This is a genomic window from Persicimonas caeni, assembly GCF_006517175.1.
Lineage (GTDB): Bacteria > Myxococcota_A > Bradymonadia > Bradymonadales > Bradymonadaceae > Persicimonas > Persicimonas caeni.
The window spans coordinates 3,295,518-3,310,348 of record NZ_CP041186.1; the positions used below are offsets into that span (position 1 = coordinate 3,295,518).

Consider the following 14,831-nt stretch of genomic DNA (forward strand, 5'->3'; position numbering starts at 1 on the left):
TAAGTAATGAGCGTCAGCCTTCGCTCTTGGAACGCAAGAGGCATGACTTCTTCTCATCAGCGACCGTCCCCATATATATACGTACGGGGTTCCTTGCTTGCCCATCTCGCACGAACACCGCAGCGTAGCCAAGTCGAGTAAATTGTAAGTCGTTGCGGACGCCCAATGCAAGCGCATCCTCGCTGACTGTGCGGATATAACGAGCGGGCCGGCGAAGCATTCCGCGAGGGCGAAAAATTGTTAGGTTGCTCAACTCCCACCACCCGCCGCCTCTTCGGTGCGAGTGCATCCCTGCTCTCGCCGCCTGCTTTTTAAGGCGGCATGGCTAGCCTCTTCTTCAGTTGCCGCCGTAGCGCCACATGCCGTGGCCCTCCACGCTCACATACGCCTGATTGGCGTGAGTGGTAAATCCACGGATCTGTCCGTCGGGAAGGCCCTGGCTCATCTCGGACCACTGGTTACGAGACGGATCGTACTGATAGACCCTCGAGTCGGTCAGCGCGTACAGCGCGTCGCCGCTGGCGTGGATCTCTTCGAAATACTCGCCGTCGAGTTCTTGGCGCGACGGCGTCGGCGTCTCCATCCACCGCTGCTGGTCTTCATCCCACACGAATACCTGACCGACCCAATTTACACCCCCACCGTCTGCCAGACGCGCCCGTTGCACCAGCGTGTACAGGTCGAGCTCGGTGCGGGCAAACGCGACCGGATAGGGACCGCGGTCGTCTTCGAAGCTCGGAGCGGGCAAGCCCTCGGAGCGCGAGGTGCGTTCGCCATCGTCGTCGACCTTATCCACCCAGCCGGTCAAGCCCGACTGGTCGATGAGCCAGATTTCGCCGTGCATCGAGGTCGCACCGTGCATCGAGTGATCTCTACGTCCGTTGTACTCGAACAGCTCCTCGCCTCTGGCACCGTCGTCGCCGATTCGCAGGAATGCGTAAGGGGTCAGCACATAAATCGTGCCGTCATGCTCGAAGACAGATTCGACACTCGCCGCGAGAATGGCATCGGCCTCGACGGCGAGTTCGACCTGTGCGTCGGAGGTCATACGCCATATTTCCGTGCGTGCGCCAAACGCCTCACCGGGCTCCGAGCTGGCGCTTACCACCAAGAAGAGCTGCTCGCCGTCGACGTGGATCTCCTCGACGGTGCGCAATGGGTCGATCCCTTCGCGCCACCACTCCGAGTCTCCTCCGCTGCGACACGACAACACGCCAAAATGCGCGAGCGCACAAAGGCCGATACTTGCGCCGGCAAGCTCGGTCGGGGTGTCCAGTGACGGTCCCACCGGCTCCCAGCCTTCGCCGGAGTCGTCCATGCGCCACACGCCCGCGCTGCGTGTGATTGCGTAGAGGGTCTCTGCGTAGGTGTGTAGTTCGAGAAGTCGAGTCTGCGGCGGGCGGGCGATTCGCTGCCAGCCCGACTCGCCGTATGTGACGATATGGTCTTCGCCGGTAACGTACGCCGCGTTGGTGCCTCGCTCGATGGCGTAGATCCGGCCGTCATGTCGCGTCACCTCATCGAGCGCCCCCTCGAGCTCGGCAGCCTCCTGCTCTTCCCAGGAGATACCGTCGTCCGACACGTAGACCTTGCCGGGTCGCTTGCTTCCGCCCCAGTGACGCCCATCGTAGGACGCCGCGCCGCGCAGTTGGGCGATGATGTACGGTCGCTCGTGCTCCGTCCAGGTCTGGCCACCGTCAGTGGAGTAGATATCGTTGTATATCCCCTGATGCAGATGAATGACCTGACCCGACTTCTCGAATTCTCCCGCGGCCTCGCGCACGAGCTGCCAATCCCCGCCGTCGACCTTGCGCACCAGACTCCCCGGGTGACGCTCGCTGGCGTGGTGGGTCGTGGCCAATGCCGCGCCGTCGACCTCGATGATCTCCTCGAGGCGAAGGCTCATTCGCTGCCACGTTTCATCACCGGAGTCGCGCGTGTAGGTCGCTTGATGGGTTAGAAGGTATTGCGCATCTCCCCACTGGCCAATCTGCAGGAGTGACTCACCCTCGGTGCGGCGCTGCTCGAGTTCCCCAGCCACCTGCGCCTCACCGGACAACGTATCGACCATCAAGATCCGTGGCGGATCGTGCGTCTCGTGCAGATAGAGTTGCCCGTCGACATGTCCGAGCAAGTAGGAGCTCCAGCCCAAGCCGTGAGCGCTCATCGGCGGGCCCTGCATCTGGCGCCACTGTCCGCCGGGCTCGACACTCGGCACGGGTCGGTCCCGCTGGTCGACCGGCGAGGGTGACTCACCTTCGTTCGACGGGTCGGAGCAGCCGGTGGGCAACAACAAACTCAACGACAGCAAACACAAAGATACGTAGCGGCGAGTGGGCAGAGTTACCGACGGCATTTGGTTCCCCACAAAATCAGATGGAGCGAAAGAACGTGACCTTCAATAAGTCAGACGCGGCGCGGACGGGATCATTCAGACGAGATATCGAAAAGCTCACGAAAGCGAGGGCAAGATGCCCTCGCACCGAAACGACACCCGCCGCCTCTTCGGTGCGAGTGCATCCCTGCTCTCGCCTTCGAGGGCAAGATGCCCTCCCAACGAAGAGCGCACCGAGTCGCGCACGCCGACTACTTGCCGACGCAAAACTCCGAGAAGATCTTGTTCAGGATATCGTCCGTCGACACCTGGCCGACGATGTCGCCCAGAGCGTCCAGGCCCTCGCGCAGGTCGAGCGCGACGAATTCGTGCTCCATGCCCGCTTCAACGGCCTCTTTGGCGCGCCCGAGCGCTTCCAGTGCCCGGTTGACGCACTCTAAGTGCCGCGTGCGGCTGAGCAGGACGCCCTCGCCGGAGGTGAGCTCGGCGGCAATGCCGGTAAGAACGCCGACCAGCTCGTCCATGCCCTCGCGCTCGCCGTCGGCGGCCAAGGCCGTCGGCACGACGTGCTCGAAGCGCTCCAGCAGCGCCACGTCGTCGGCGGTGAGCGTCGACGGCAAGTCGATCTTGTTGCGCACGACCACCGTTTCGATATGGCGGGCGAGTGTCTCTTCGAGGTCGCGGCGTTGATCGTCGTCGAGGCCTTGCTCTTGGTCGACGAGCCAGATGACCAGGTCGGCCTTGCTCTGCAGCTCGCGGCTTCGCTCGATGCCGATCTGCTCGACCTCGTCGGTCGCGTCGCGCAAACCGGCGGTGTCGACCACGCGCAGGGCGACGCCCTCGAGGTGGATCTCTTCTTCCAAAAAGTCGCGGGTGGTGCCGGCGATCGAGGTCACGATCGCTCGCTCCGAGCCGTGCAGCGCGTTGAAAAGCGTCGACTTGCCGGCGTTGGGCGGGCCCAAGATGACCACGCGCACGCCTTCTCGCTGGCGGCGGCCCTGGTCGAAGCGGCGCTTCAGGTCGCGAAGCTCGGCGATCACTTTGTCGACGCGTTGGAGCACCTCGTCGTGCTCGATCTGGTAGACGTGCTCCTCATGGGCGAAGTCGATGGCCGACTCGACCAGCGTCACTGCTTCCATGGTGAGCGTGCGAAGTTCACGGATGGCCGCGCCCAAACTCCCCTGCAGGTGCTCCATGGCGAGCTTGTGCGCCGAGACGCTGGTCGCCTCGACCAGGTCGGCGACGGCTTCGGCTTGGGTGAGGTCGATGCGTCCGTTCAAAAACGCCCGCTCGGTGAACTCGCCCGGGCCGGCCGCGCGCGCGCCGCTCGCCAGGGCCGCGTCGAGCACGCGGCGCAAGATGATCGGGCCGCCGTGGCACTGGAACTCGACGACGTCGTCGCCGGTGTAGGTATGCGGGCTCTCCATGAGCACGCACAAGGCCTCGTCGACCAGGTCTCCGTGTTCGTCGTGGATGCGCGACAGGCGCAATTTGTGGGAGGGGTGATCGTCGGGCCAGGCAGGCACCAACGCTCGGAGCACATCGCGCGCCTCGGGCCCGCTGACGCGGACGATGCCCACGCCACCCCGGCCGGCCGGAGTGGCGATCGCAGCGATGGTCGTTGAGTCGATCATGCAGGCGAAATCGAAAGCTTGCGGAAGATCCCCTTGCCCTCGCTCTCGGTCTTGACGCTCGAATCTTCCTCCAGCGCCTTGTGGACCACGCTTCGCTCGTAGCTGTTGAGCCCGGCGATGGTCACCTTTTTACCCAGGCGGGTGGCCACGTCGCGAAGCTCTTCGGCGACCGAATCGAGGCGCTCGGCGCGCTGGTCGCGGAAGCCGCTGACGTCGACATAGACCTGACGCTTGTCACCCACGCGCGACAGCGCGGCGCTCAAAAGCGTCTGGATCGACTCGATCGACTTGGGCGCCGAGGTGCCCACGCCGAGCAAGATCTCGGCATCTTCGCCGCTGACGTCGAAGTACAGCTTGTCTTCTTTGGCCTCGCCGCTGACGTCGAGGTCGAAGTTCATGCGCTCGAAGACGTCGGCGAGCCACTGCTCGCCGAATTCAATCGCGTCGACTTCGGGCTGCTCATTCTCTTCGTTGGTCTGTTCGTCAGTCATTTTGGAATCCAGTTGTGTTTATCAAAAGAGTTGGTCTTGCAGAAAAGCAGCGCCATCTATTTGGGCAATTAAGGACATAGGGGCAGCGATTTGTCACGTGCCTCCGATACGCAACCCATAGGGGCAGCGATTTGTCACGTGCCTCCGATACGCAACCCATAGGGGCAGCGATTTGTCACGTGCCTCCGATACGCAACCCTTATGTCCTTAATTGCTTATGTAGATGGCGTGACGCCTCTGCAAGGCCACCACCATCGCACAATCAATCACGCCTTCGCCGCCTCGATTTCTTCACCGCTGTACTTCTTCTTGACGTAGAACTGCTGGCCGACGCCGATGAGCAGGCTGAGTGCGTAGTAGAGCACCAGACCCGAGGGCAGGAAGATCATGAAGCCGGCGAACATGAACGGCATGATCTTCATCATCATCATCGCCTGCTGGTTGGTCGTGTCGACCGTGCTCATCTTCTGCTGGGCGAACATGACGATGCCCATCAAGACCGGCAGCACGTAGTACGGGTCGGGCTCGGCCAAGTTGGTGTACCACAGCGCGAAGTCGGCGTGATACAGCTCGACCGAGTTGTAGATCATGACGTACAGGCCGTACAGAATCGGCATCTGCATGATCATCGGCAAGCAGCCGCCAGCCGGGCTGACGTTGTGCTCGCGGAAAATCTTCATCGTCTCTTCGGTCATGCGCTGGCGGTCGTCTTCGTACTTCTCTTTGACCTCGGTGAGCAGCGGCTGGACCTTCTTCATGCGCTCCATGCTCGAGTAGGCCTTCATGTTGATCGGCCACAGCGCGCCACGAATCAGGAAGGTCAGGATGATGATCGCCAGACCCCAGTTGCCCACGAAGTTGTAGATCTTCTCGAGGCCCCAGCGCATCGGGCGCGCGATGAAGGCGAACATGCCGTAGTCGACGCTCTCCTCGAGGCTCACTGTGCCGTCGAGGGAGTCGTCGATGCCGTTGAGCACGTCGACGTCCTTGGGCCCCATGAACAGTTTGTGCGACAGGGTTTCGGTCTGACCCGGCTCGATGGAGAAGCCGGAGTTGACGAGGCGCGTGCGGATATAGTCGCTGTCGACGACCTTGAGCTCGCAGCGCTCGACCGGCTTGTCGGGGATGGCGGCCATCATGAAGTAGCGGGTGTCCACCGCCCCCCACAGCGTCTCGCCTTCGTCGAAGCGCTGGGGCGAATCGAGCACCGAGTCGAACGACTCGCGCTCGATGTCCTCGGAGTTCATGCACACGCCCTCGACTTCGTTGGGCTGGAAGTCCAGGAAGCTCGATTCTTTGTTGGGGTCTTTCCACTCGAAGATGTCGAGCGCGACCGTGTCGACCAAGCGGCCCTTGTCGAGCAGGTTGGTGATCTGGACGTCCATGTCGACGACATAGGGCAGATCTCTGTCGAGCGAGAAGACCTTGTCGATCTGGAAGCGCCCCTGCGGGTCGACGTAGCGGTACACGATCTTGTCGTACGCCTCGCCCTCGCCTTTGACGCTCTCGTCTTCGACGAGCTCGTAGACCGGCTTGCTGGGGAAGTCGACGCTCTGCTCGAGAAAGTCGAGCTCGAACGGATAGTGCTTGGCCTCTTTGGGGAAGCCGACGAGATCGCCTTTGGCCTGGTACTGCTCGGGCTCGGTCAGCTGGACGCTGGTCACGCGCGCCTGATCGTTGGTCAGGTGCACCGTGAACATGTCGCTCTTGATGATGTCCTTGCGCACCGCGACGTTGCGCGGCTGGGGCGTCGGCTCTTGGGCCTCGGCCTGCGCATCATCGGCGCCACCTTCAGCCCGCGCGTCCTGCTGGGCCGCCTGTTGGTCGGCTCCTTCAGCGGCGTCGGCTTGCTTGTCGGCGCCCTGAGCCTCGTCGGCAGCCTCTTCGCCGTCGGCGGTCTGCTCGACGGTCTGCTCGCCGTTGGCCGCGTCCTCTTCGGGCATCGGCGGGGCGACAAAGGTCTGCCAGATCAACAGGACGGCCGCGCTGAGGACCATCGCCAAGATGAAACGCTTCTGTTCCATGATAAATCTTTGGTTGGGTTACTGCCGTGGGTGCGAGCCCGCCTCCTTTGAATCTAAGGACGCATCGTCGCGTTTAGAGCCCTACAGCTTCAGGGTACGGGATCGTGACCCCCGGGATGGAACGGGTGGCACCGCATGAGCCGCTTGAGGCCCAGCCAACTTCCGCGCACGAATCCGTGGCGTTTGATGGCGATCAAAGTGTACTGAGAGCACGTGGGCCGAAATCGGCAGGCAGGGGGCGTCAGTGGGGAGATGGCGCGCTGATAAAAGCGGATCATCGCCATGCCGCCGCGTGCCAGCCAGCCCGGCTGAGCGTCGTCCGCGCGCACCAGCGCTCCGTCAGCCTCGGTGGACGACTCGGTCTTGTCGGCGCTGATGTCGTCGGCGCTGATGTCGTCGGCACTGGTCCTGTCGCCAGTAGGCTCAACCAAGGCATCCTCTCGTTGGCGTTGCTGGTCGTCAGCGTTTTCGGGAATCGACCGCGCGTTTCATCAAGCCCACCAACTCGTCGCGCAGTTCGTCGAACTCGTCGCGTTGGCCGGAGGCCTTGACGATGACCACGAAATCGTAGCCGCTGGGGATCTCGGTCTTGTTGCGCCGAAAGATCTCGCGCACCCGCCGTTTCCACCAGTTACGCACCGTGGCCTTGCCCACCTTTTTGCTGGCGGTGACCCCCAGGCGCGACCAGGCGCGACGGTTGGGGCGCCCGTAGACGATAAAGTGCTTGTTCGCCCGCCGGGTACCTTTGCGCTGCGTCCTCAAAAACTCGGGGCGCTTGCGCAGCCTCTCGGCCTTGCGCAACCGCTCGTCGTCCTCGAAGCGCTCCGGCTCTGTTTGCTCCCGCTCGGATGGAGATGCCACCGGATTCGCTCCCGCTGATGCCCAAAAGCAGCAAAAGGGCCCCGACTCGGGGCCCTGTCGCCAGGTCAGGTACGACGCGTCCGCTTATGGAACTTGCGCGGCGACAGACGCTTGCGGCCTTTGCTGCGCCGACGCTTGAGGGTCTTGCGGCCCCCTTTGGACTTCATGCGGGCGCGGAAACCGTGAGTCTTGCGACGCTTCTTACGACTCGGCTGATACGTTCTCTTCGGCATGGCTATTCCTCTCTATGCACAATTCGCGATGCGAGCACATCCTTGCACCCGATCGACTTTGATAAGACGACTTGGAAACAACAACCCCACACTGGCTATTTCGAGACCGTCGAGATCGCGAGCAAACCGGGCGCGGGTCAAAAAGCGTGGCAAATAAACACAAAGGCGAGCGGTACGTCAAGTGTATTGGAGACAAGGCAGATATTCACCACGGAGAACACTGGGATACGGGGAAAAAATTATCGGCCTCTCTCCGTGAGCCCCGTGTCCCCGTGGTGAACCTCAGCGCAGCAGCTTCGCCTCGAGGCCGTCGATCAAGGAGGTCATCTCCTCGTCGCCGTCCTCGATAAGCCCGCCGATCTTCTTGCAGGCGGCCAGCACGGTGGTGTGGTCCTTGCCCCCGAACTGCTCGCCGAGTTGCGGGTAGGAGTGGTCGGTGTGCTTGCGCGCCAGGTACATGGCGTACTGGCGAGGCTTGCTGATCGCGCGGGTGCGCCGGCTCCCCTTGATGTCACGGGGGGTGATGCCGAAGTCACTGGCGACGACCTCGATGATGTACTCGGTCGACAGCTCGCGGCCCTGCTCGATATTCATGCGGTCGAGCATCTCGCGGGCCAAGTCGAGCGTGATCGGCTGGTTCATCAGGCTGGCCTGGGCCCCCAGGCGAATGAGCGTGCCCTCGAGCTCGCGCACGTTGCTGCGAATGGAGCTGGCCAGCAAGATCGCCACGTCCTTGTCCATCTCGATGCCGTCGGCCTCGGCCTTCTTCTCGAGGATGGCAATGCGCGTCTCCATCTCCGGCGGCTGGATGTCGGCGCAAAGGCCCCAGCTAAACCGGCTTCGCAGCCGCTCTTCGATGCCCGGCAGGTCCTTGGGCATCACGTCGGAGGTGATCACGATCTGCTTGCCGCTGTGATACAGGGCATTGAACGTGTGGAAGAACTCTTCCTGAGTCGAGTCCTTGCCGGCGATGAACTGGATATCGTCGATGAGGAGCACGTCGCAGTTGTTGCGAAACTGGGTGCGGAACGAGTTCATATCCTTTTGGCGAAGCGAGGTGATGAGCTGGTTCATGAAGTCCTCGCTCGACAAGTTCACCACCCGCGCCTGCGGGTTGCGCTTGATCGCCTCGATGCCCACCGCGTGAAGAAGGTGGGTTTTGCCCAGGCCCACTCCGCCGAAGATGAACAGCGGGTTGTACGAGCCGCCGGGGTTGTCGGCCACCGCGCTGCACGCGGCGTGCACGAACTGGTTGGAGGGGCCGACGACGAACTCGTCGAAGTCGTGGCGCGGGTTGATCCCGGCGGCCATCATCGTCTCGGCGAGTTCTTGCGGGCTCGGATTTGGCTCGCTGGGACGCACCGCCGCGTCGGAAGCCCGATCCAGCTTCATCTGCGACTGGCCGGCCGATGTCTGGCCCGCTCCCGACGGCTCGGCGACCACCGCCGCGTCGACCACCGCCTGGCCTTCGGCCTGCAGCCGGCCCATGCGCGCGGCCATCGCCTCTTCGGGCGCGTCGATCGACTGGACGACCTGCTCGCCGCCGCCGGCCTTTTGGCGCTCATAAGCCGAAGCGACGTCGAGCTTGACCTCGACCGGTTCACCCGAGGCGACCTCGAGCGAATCTTCGATCAGATCGAGGTAGTTGTCCTCGATCCAGGCCTTCAGGAACTCGTCGCCGACTTCCAAAAAGTAGGTCTGTCCGTCGCAGTGGTGGTACTTGATATTCTTAAACCACGACTGGAAATTATGGGAGCTCACCTTCTCTTGAAGGTCGCGCAACGCGGCTTGCCAGATATCCGTCATAGGTCAACGTCAGTGGGGTCTGGAACAACTTAAACAACCAAAAACCGGGCCCACCAGATCTAGCCCCTCGCGGTCCTTTCATCAACCTAACGACATCGATCTCAAGGCGAAAACGAGGCGATCTTCGGACGGCTTCGAGCGTTCAAAAAACGCTAAGTGCATGGGTGAGTTTGGCTTTTGGAGAACGCCCGAATATGTCGATCCGGTGACGAGAAATTTTCGATCCGCAGACACCCGAAAATTCTCTTGCGTTGGCTTCAAGTAACGGATCCGACCGCAGCGCAAAGCTCGCCGAGATCGCCTCCGATCTTCGGCCCCGTGATCCCCCCGATCAGATCATGCCATTTGGAGATCGGATCGAGAGAGTCTAAGCCGAGCCCATCTTGCCCATCATCAAAAACGCCGTCGGGTCGACGCCGATTTTGGCCAGCGCGCGCTTCCAGCAGTCGGCGGGTGCGGTCTGGCGGATGAGCGCCTCGTCGAAGTCGGCCACCAGCCAGGAGCCCTCTTCGAGTTCCCCCTCGAGCTGGCCGGCGCCCCAGCCGGCGTAGCCGAGCACGGGCATGATGTAGTCGTCGGTCTCGTGCAGGGCGAACCCCTCGATGAGCCGACCCGAGGGCGACAGCGTCCAGTCCGGGGCGAAGTCGATATCGGCCGGCTCGACGGAGTCGAACGGCGCCTTGCGCGCCTGTTCACCCTCGTGCTTGAAGATCACCCACAACTGCTCCATGCGCACCGGGCCGCCAAAATAGACGGTCTGCTCGAAGCGCTCGGGCAAGATCGCCTCCTCGATCTCCTCGTTGACGCTGGCGATCAACGTGCCAAAATCAACCTCCAGCGGTTTGTTGATGATGTAGCCCATCGCCCCCTCCTCGTCGTGGTGGACCAGCAAGATGACCGCCCGCTCGAACGGGCTGCCGTCGAGCTTGGGGGAGGCGACGAGAAATCCGGGAGCCATCGAGCTCGAGTTTTGGGTCGATTCGGCCATGAAAGGACTCGCAAAGAGGCAATGGATGGTGGACTTCCGCGACAGCATCTTTAGTGTAACTACCGAGCGATCGCGCGGCAACGCACCTACCATGGCTCGCGACGTTGCCTCGGAGGCAGGGCCTCAGGCCCCGAAAAATCTTACGACTGACTCAGGGAGAACAAGATGAAGCGAATGAGCTACGAAGAGATCGCCCAAAAACGCGAACAAGAAGACCTGCGCATCATCGACGTGCGCGAGCAGGACGAGTACGACGCCGTCCACGTCAAAGGCGTCGAGCTCTTCCCGCTGTCGAAGCTGCGCGAAGGCGAGCGCCCCGAGCCCGACGACCGCCCCGTGGCGATCATCTGCCGCTCGGGCGGCCGCAGCGCGATGGCGTGTCAGATTCTGGAAGGCGAGGGCTGGGAGGAGTGCATCAACGTCGAAGGCGGCACGAACGCAGCGATCGAGATGGGTGAGGAGGAAGTGGAGCGTGGGTGAAGCAACTCACTGCTTTGCGAGACTCACTCCACCCTCCTCAATCCGAATCGGCCCCTCATCCCGCTCTTTCGGGATGACCACGCCCGCCAGATCGTAGGCGGTGGCCTGCTGGATCTCGACCTCGACGATGTCGCCCGGGGTCGGCAGGTCGCCGCCGTAGTCGAACGACAGGTAGACCACCCCGTCGATGTCGGGGGCCTGGCCGTAGTGGCGGCCTTCGAGCACCGCCTCGTGCTGCTCGGAGACGCCGTCGACGATCACCTCGGTGTTGTAGCCGACCCACTCCTCGTTTTTTTCGAGCGAGATCTGCTGCTGCAGCTCCATGAGCGCGTCGCGCCGTGCGATCTTGACCTCTTCGGGCAACTGCCCGTCCATCTCGGCCGCGGGCGTGCCTTCTTCGGGGCTGTAGGTGAAGATGCCCACGCGGTCGAAGCGCACCTCTTCCATCCAATCGTACAGCTCCTGGAACTCCGCGTCGGTCTCGCCGGGATAGCCGACGATAAACGTAGTGCGCAGCACCAGGTCGTCGACCGCGCGCAGCCGGGCGATGAGCTCGGCCTGGCGGTCGCGCTGGATATTGCGCCGCATCGACTTGAGGATGCGCTGGTTGATGTGCTGCAGGGGCATGTCGACGTACGGCAGGATGCGGTTCTCCTCCTGCAAGATCTCCAGGACCTCGTCGGTGAAGTTCCACGGATACATGTAGAGCATCCGGATCCAGTCGACCTCGGTCGCCTCCTCGTCGAGGCGGCGAAGAAGGCGCACCAGGTAGTCGCGGTTCTTCTTGGGATCGAGGTCGATGCCGTAGCTCGTCATGTCCTGGGCGACCAGGATGATCTCTTTGACGCCACTCTGGCCCAGACGCTTGGCCTCCAGCACCACGTCGTCGATGGTGCGGCTCTCTTGGGTGCCGCGGATCTTCGGGATGATGCAGTAGCTGCAGCTCCTCGAACAGCCCTCGGCAATCTTCAGGTAGGCGGTGCCGCCGCGAATGGTGTTCGTGCGGGCGACCTCGTGGTCCATGATGAAGCTGCCCGGCTGCACGTAGGTCTTCTCGGCCAGTTCCCCTTTGAGCGCCTCGTTGATCGCGGTGAACGTCTTGGTGCCCAAGATGGCGTCGACCTCGGGGATCTCGACCTCCAGGTCACCGGAGTAGCGCTGCGATAGACACCCCGACACGACCACCTTGTCGAGCAGGCCGACGTTTTTGCGCTCGACCATCTCCAAGATCGTGTTGATCGACTCCTCTTTGGCGTCGTCGATAAACCCGCAGGTATTCACCACCACGATGTCGGCCTGATCGGCGTCGCCGACCATGTCGAACTCGCCGTCGTCTTGGATGAGCCCGACCATCACCTCGGAGTCGACCCGGTTTTTGGGGCAACCGAGGGAGATCATGTGGACTTTTTTGCGTTTTTCTTGGGTCATCTTTGTAAAGCCTTGCATAAATTCGGGGGCGCCTGCCGGGGGTGCGACCGGCAAAAGGCGCCGGTCTTACCCCCGGTGACGGTGGGTCTTTAAACGAGCGAGCGTTTGGGCGGCTCGGGTTATTTGATCATCTCCGACTTGCCCAAGCGAGCGCAAGAGCAAACCACCCTCGTCACCGGGGGTAAGCCCAGCCGATATGCGCCTCGCACACTCGGCGTAGCGCACCCTCGGAAGGGTCAACGCTCGACAAGTCTCTCGCCTTGATACCAAGGGTTCCCCACCAGCACAAACGCACGCTCTGGCTAACTCAACCGCCCCCAAAACACCCGCGTATCATACTCCACCACCACCGTCCCGTCCTCCTCGAAACGTTCGAACACCTCCCGCAACGCCTCGATCATCGCCTCATAGTCGGCGTGACCCGCCTGCGGGATATACGAGCACGACTCGAGCCGGCCGCGCAGGCCGTCGAAGTCGAGCACCTGTGCATTGTCGAAGACGGCGTACTGAAAGTCGTCGTGGCCGAAGAAAGGCGCGAGCTTCTCACGCACTTCCAGGCGAGTGTGGTCGACGGCGTCATAGTCCGTGCCAAAACGGACGATCAGCTGCTCGAATTCCTCCAGGAAGGGGGTCGAAGACTTGCGCCGCGAGTTCCAAATCAGCGCGACTTGGCCCTCGGGCTTCAAAATGCGCCCGAACTCACGTCGGGCGGCTTCGGGATCGAACCAATGGTAGGCTTGGGCGGCGCAGACCAGGTCGAAGCGACCGTCGGGGAGGGTGGTATGCTCGGCCGTGGCGTCGACGGTGTAGCAACTGCCCTTCATGCCGCAGATCTGGGTATCCATCGCGGTGCGCATGGGCTGATTGGGCTCGACGGCCCACACCTCGCAGCCGCGCTCGACCAGCATCTTCGTGAAGATGCCCGTCCCTGCCCCCACGTCGGCGACCCGCCGGCCGGGGCCGACGAGCCCCTCGTCTTCGAGCAGGTCGAGGAGCTCGTTGGGATAGCCCGGGCGGTATTTGACGTAGTCGGCCACGCGGTCCGAAAACCGCTCGGTGGGTTTGGCTTCGCTCATCTTATCAACCCTCTTATTGCAACCCTCGCATCGTCGTCGCCTCGCGCACCCGCTCGATGGCCCCGATGAAGGCGGCGGTACGCAGCGACACATCGTGCTTGTTTTTGAGCCCGCGGATATGCTTGTGCGCGGCGATCATCCGCTTTTCGAGCTCGGCGTTGACCCGCGTCTCGGGCCACGAGAAGTGCTGAATATTCTGGGCCCACTCGAAATAGCTGACCGTGACGCCACCTGCGTTGCAGTAGATGTCGGGCACCACGGTGACGCCGCGCTCGTTCAAGATCTGGTCGCCCTCGAAGGACGTCGGCGCGTTGGCCGCCTCGAGCACGTAATCGGCCTTGATGTCGGCGGCGTTCTCCTCGGTAATCACATCACCCAGGGCTGCGGGCACGAGCACGTCGCACTCGAGCTCGAGCAGATCTTCGTTGCTCACCGGCTCGCTATTCTTGCAGTCGACCACCGAGCTCGTCTCGTAGGCGTGCTCGAGCACGGCGAGCGGGTCGAGACCGTCGGGGTTGTAGATGCCCCCTTTGATGTCGCTGACCGCCAAGACCTTGGCGCCCGCCTCGTGCAGCAGCTTGGCCGCCCAACTGCCGACGTTGCCGAAGCCCTGGATGACAAAGCTCGTCCCCTCCAGGCCGCGCCCGTCGCGCTCGAGCACCTCGCGGATGGCGTACATCGCCCCGCGGCCGGTGGCCGCCTCGCGACCGTGCGATCCGTGCAGATCGACCGGCTTGCCGGTGACCACCGCCGGGTTGAAGCCGTGGTGGTTGGAGTACTCGTCGAAGATCCAGGCCATCACCGACGCGTCGGTGTTCATATCCGGCGCCGGGATGTCGGTGGTGGGTCCGATGAACTCGTGGACGCGCTGGGTGAACCGGCGAGTCAGGCGCTCGAGTTCGGCCAGCGAGAGTTGCGTCGGATCCACCTGAATGCCGCCTTTGGCGCCCCCGTAAGGCACGTCGATAAGCGCCGTCTTCCAAGTCATCAAACTCGCCAGCGAGCGCACGTGGTCGAGGTCAGCCTGCGGGTGGTAGCGCAAGCCCCCCTTGAACGGCCCGCGCGAGTCGTCGTGCTGGACGCGGTAGCCGATGAAGTTGCCCATGGAGCCGTCATCCATGCGAATGATCAGCTCGACTTTGACCTCACGGCTGGGCGTCTCGAGCAGGATGACCTCCTCTTCGCTCAGGTCGAGCACGTCGAAGGCCTGCTGCAAGAAACGGTTGGTCGTCTCGAATGCCTTTGTCATCGTTCACTCCAGTTGATTGCCATTATTAATTGGCCGCCCCCTTCTGGTGCCGGCGAGCCTCACAGATTGTGCTTACGTAGTGCTGTTCGTCCAATCTGGTGGGTGTTCGGGGCGTGTGTCAAGGCGGTCGGTCTGGTGGGAGTGGTCGGTTTCTATAGGTCTATTTGGGGGTACAAACTACGATTTGGGGGTCGACGAATTGGCTGCCACGCTGAATTGAGCGCCC

Annotated in this window: 13 protein-coding genes; 1 reads left to right on the forward strand and 12 read right to left on the reverse strand. The window is 62.5% G+C overall.

Annotated elements, in window-relative coordinates:
- Window positions 1–337: 337 nt before the first annotated feature.
- The 9 genes from FIV42_RS12210 to FIV42_RS12250 all read right to left on the reverse strand — a co-directional run bounded on the left by FIV42_RS12210 (window position 338) and on the right by FIV42_RS12250 (window position 10,372).
- Entirely contained in the window at window positions 338–2,356 is a 2,019-nt protein-coding gene (locus tag FIV42_RS12210; protein WP_141197961.1) for a WD40/YVTN/BNR-like repeat-containing protein, read from the reverse strand.
- A 230-nt stretch (window positions 2,357–2,586) separates the two neighbouring features.
- Complete coding sequence (mnmE, locus tag FIV42_RS12215) at window positions 2,587–3,969, reverse strand: tRNA uridine-5-carboxymethylaminomethyl(34) synthesis GTPase MnmE (protein WP_141197962.1); 1,383 nt, start codon at window positions 3,967–3,969, stop codon at window positions 2,587–2,589.
- Complete coding sequence (locus FIV42_RS12220; RefSeq protein ID WP_141197963.1) at window positions 3,966–4,460, reverse strand: Jag family protein; 495 nt, start codon at window positions 4,458–4,460, stop codon at window positions 3,966–3,968. The genes mnmE and FIV42_RS12220 overlap by 4 nt, the downstream gene beginning before the upstream one ends.
- Window positions 4,461–4,726: 266 nt before the next feature.
- On the reverse strand, window positions 4,727–6,484 hold the full coding sequence (yidC, locus tag FIV42_RS12225) for a membrane protein insertase YidC (protein ID WP_141197964.1): 1,758 nt from the start codon (window positions 6,482–6,484) through the stop codon (window positions 4,727–4,729).
- An 89-nt stretch (window positions 6,485–6,573) separates the two neighbouring features.
- A complete protein-coding gene (yidD, locus tag FIV42_RS31300; protein WP_141201316.1) occupies window positions 6,574–6,768 on the reverse strand; it encodes a membrane protein insertion efficiency factor YidD in 195 nt (64 codons plus the stop codon).
- A gap of 175 nt (window positions 6,769–6,943) precedes the next feature.
- Window positions 6,944–7,345 carry a ribonuclease P protein component gene (gene rnpA, locus FIV42_RS12235; protein ID WP_168210593.1) on the reverse strand — a complete coding sequence of 134 codons (402 nt, stop codon included), beginning with the start codon at window positions 7,343–7,345 and terminating at the stop codon, window positions 6,944–6,946.
- Window positions 7,346–7,410: 65 nt separating this feature from the next.
- Window positions 7,411–7,578, reverse strand: a complete 168-nt coding sequence (gene rpmH, locus FIV42_RS12240; RefSeq protein WP_141197966.1) for a 50S ribosomal protein L34 — start codon at window positions 7,576–7,578, stop codon at window positions 7,411–7,413.
- A 282-nt stretch (window positions 7,579–7,860) separates the two neighbouring features.
- Window positions 7,861–9,384, reverse strand: coding sequence for a chromosomal replication initiator protein DnaA (dnaA, locus tag FIV42_RS12245; protein WP_141197967.1), 1,524 nt, complete (start codon window positions 9,382–9,384; stop codon window positions 7,861–7,863).
- 367 nt (window positions 9,385–9,751) lie between these two features.
- Window positions 9,752–10,372 (reverse strand): YqgE/AlgH family protein, encoded by a 621-nt coding sequence (locus FIV42_RS12250; protein WP_168210594.1) that lies wholly within the window; start codon window positions 10,370–10,372, stop codon window positions 9,752–9,754.
- Window positions 10,373–10,537: 165 nt separating this feature from the next.
- On the opposite strand from FIV42_RS12250, the gene FIV42_RS12255 reads away from it, so the two are divergent.
- Complete coding sequence (locus FIV42_RS12255) at window positions 10,538–10,852, forward strand: rhodanese-like domain-containing protein (protein ID WP_222615439.1); 315 nt, start codon at window positions 10,538–10,540, stop codon at window positions 10,850–10,852.
- A gap of 6 nt (window positions 10,853–10,858) precedes the next feature.
- Here FIV42_RS12255 and rimO read toward each other — a convergent pair whose 3' ends face one another.
- The 3 genes from rimO to FIV42_RS12270 all read right to left on the reverse strand — a co-directional run bounded on the left by rimO (window position 10,859) and on the right by FIV42_RS12270 (window position 14,605).
- Window positions 10,859–12,280, reverse strand: coding sequence for a 30S ribosomal protein S12 methylthiotransferase RimO (gene rimO, locus FIV42_RS12260; protein ID WP_168210595.1), 1,422 nt, complete (start codon window positions 12,278–12,280; stop codon window positions 10,859–10,861).
- Between the two features lie 302 nt (window positions 12,281–12,582).
- Window positions 12,583–13,356: a class I SAM-dependent methyltransferase gene (locus FIV42_RS12265; protein WP_141197970.1), complete on the reverse strand. Its 774-nt coding sequence runs from the start codon at window positions 13,354–13,356 to the stop codon at window positions 12,583–12,585.
- Between the two features lie 13 nt (window positions 13,357–13,369).
- The gene (locus FIV42_RS12270) at window positions 13,370–14,605 is read right to left on the reverse strand and encodes a Glu/Leu/Phe/Val family dehydrogenase (RefSeq protein ID WP_141197971.1); all 1,236 of its coding nucleotides are present in this window, start codon (window positions 14,603–14,605) and stop codon (window positions 13,370–13,372) included.
- Window positions 14,606–14,831: the final 226 nt, after the last annotated feature.

Excerpts from the sequence above, each read along its gene's own strand:
- FIV42_RS12270 (WP_141197971.1), bottom strand. The coding sequence starts at position 14,605 with ATGACAAAGGCATTCGAGACGACCAACCGTTTCTTGCAGCAGGCCTTC.
- mnmE (WP_141197962.1), bottom strand. The coding sequence starts at position 3,969 with ATGATCGACTCAACGACCATCGCTGCGATCGCCACTCCGGCCGGCCGG.
- rpmH (WP_141197966.1), bottom strand. The coding sequence starts at position 7,578 with ATGCCGAAGAGAACGTATCAGCCGAGTCGTAAGAAGCGTCGCAAGACT.
- FIV42_RS12265 (WP_141197970.1), bottom strand. The coding sequence starts at position 13,356 with ATGAGCGAAGCCAAACCCACCGAGCGGTTTTCGGACCGCGTGGCCGAC.
- yidC (WP_141197964.1), bottom strand. The coding sequence starts at position 6,484 with ATGGAACAGAAGCGTTTCATCTTGGCGATGGTCCTCAGCGCGGCCGTC.
- rimO (WP_168210595.1), bottom strand. The coding sequence starts at position 12,280 with ATGACCCAAGAAAAACGCAAAAAAGTCCACATGATCTCCCTCGGTTGC.
- dnaA (WP_141197967.1), bottom strand. The coding sequence starts at position 9,384 with ATGACGGATATCTGGCAAGCCGCGTTGCGCGACCTTCAAGAGAAGGTG.
- FIV42_RS12255 (WP_222615439.1), top strand. The coding sequence starts at position 10,538 with ATGAAGCGAATGAGCTACGAAGAGATCGCCCAAAAACGCGAACAAGAA.
- FIV42_RS12220 (WP_141197963.1), bottom strand. The coding sequence starts at position 4,460 with ATGACTGACGAACAGACCAACGAAGAGAATGAGCAGCCCGAAGTCGAC.
- yidD (WP_141201316.1), bottom strand. The coding sequence starts at position 6,768 with ATGGCGATGATCCGCTTTTATCAGCGCGCCATCTCCCCACTGACGCCC.
- FIV42_RS12250 (WP_168210594.1), bottom strand. The coding sequence starts at position 10,372 with ATGGCCGAATCGACCCAAAACTCGAGCTCGATGGCTCCCGGATTTCTC.
- FIV42_RS12210 (WP_141197961.1), bottom strand. The coding sequence starts at position 2,356 with ATGCCGTCGGTAACTCTGCCCACTCGCCGCTACGTATCTTTGTGTTTG.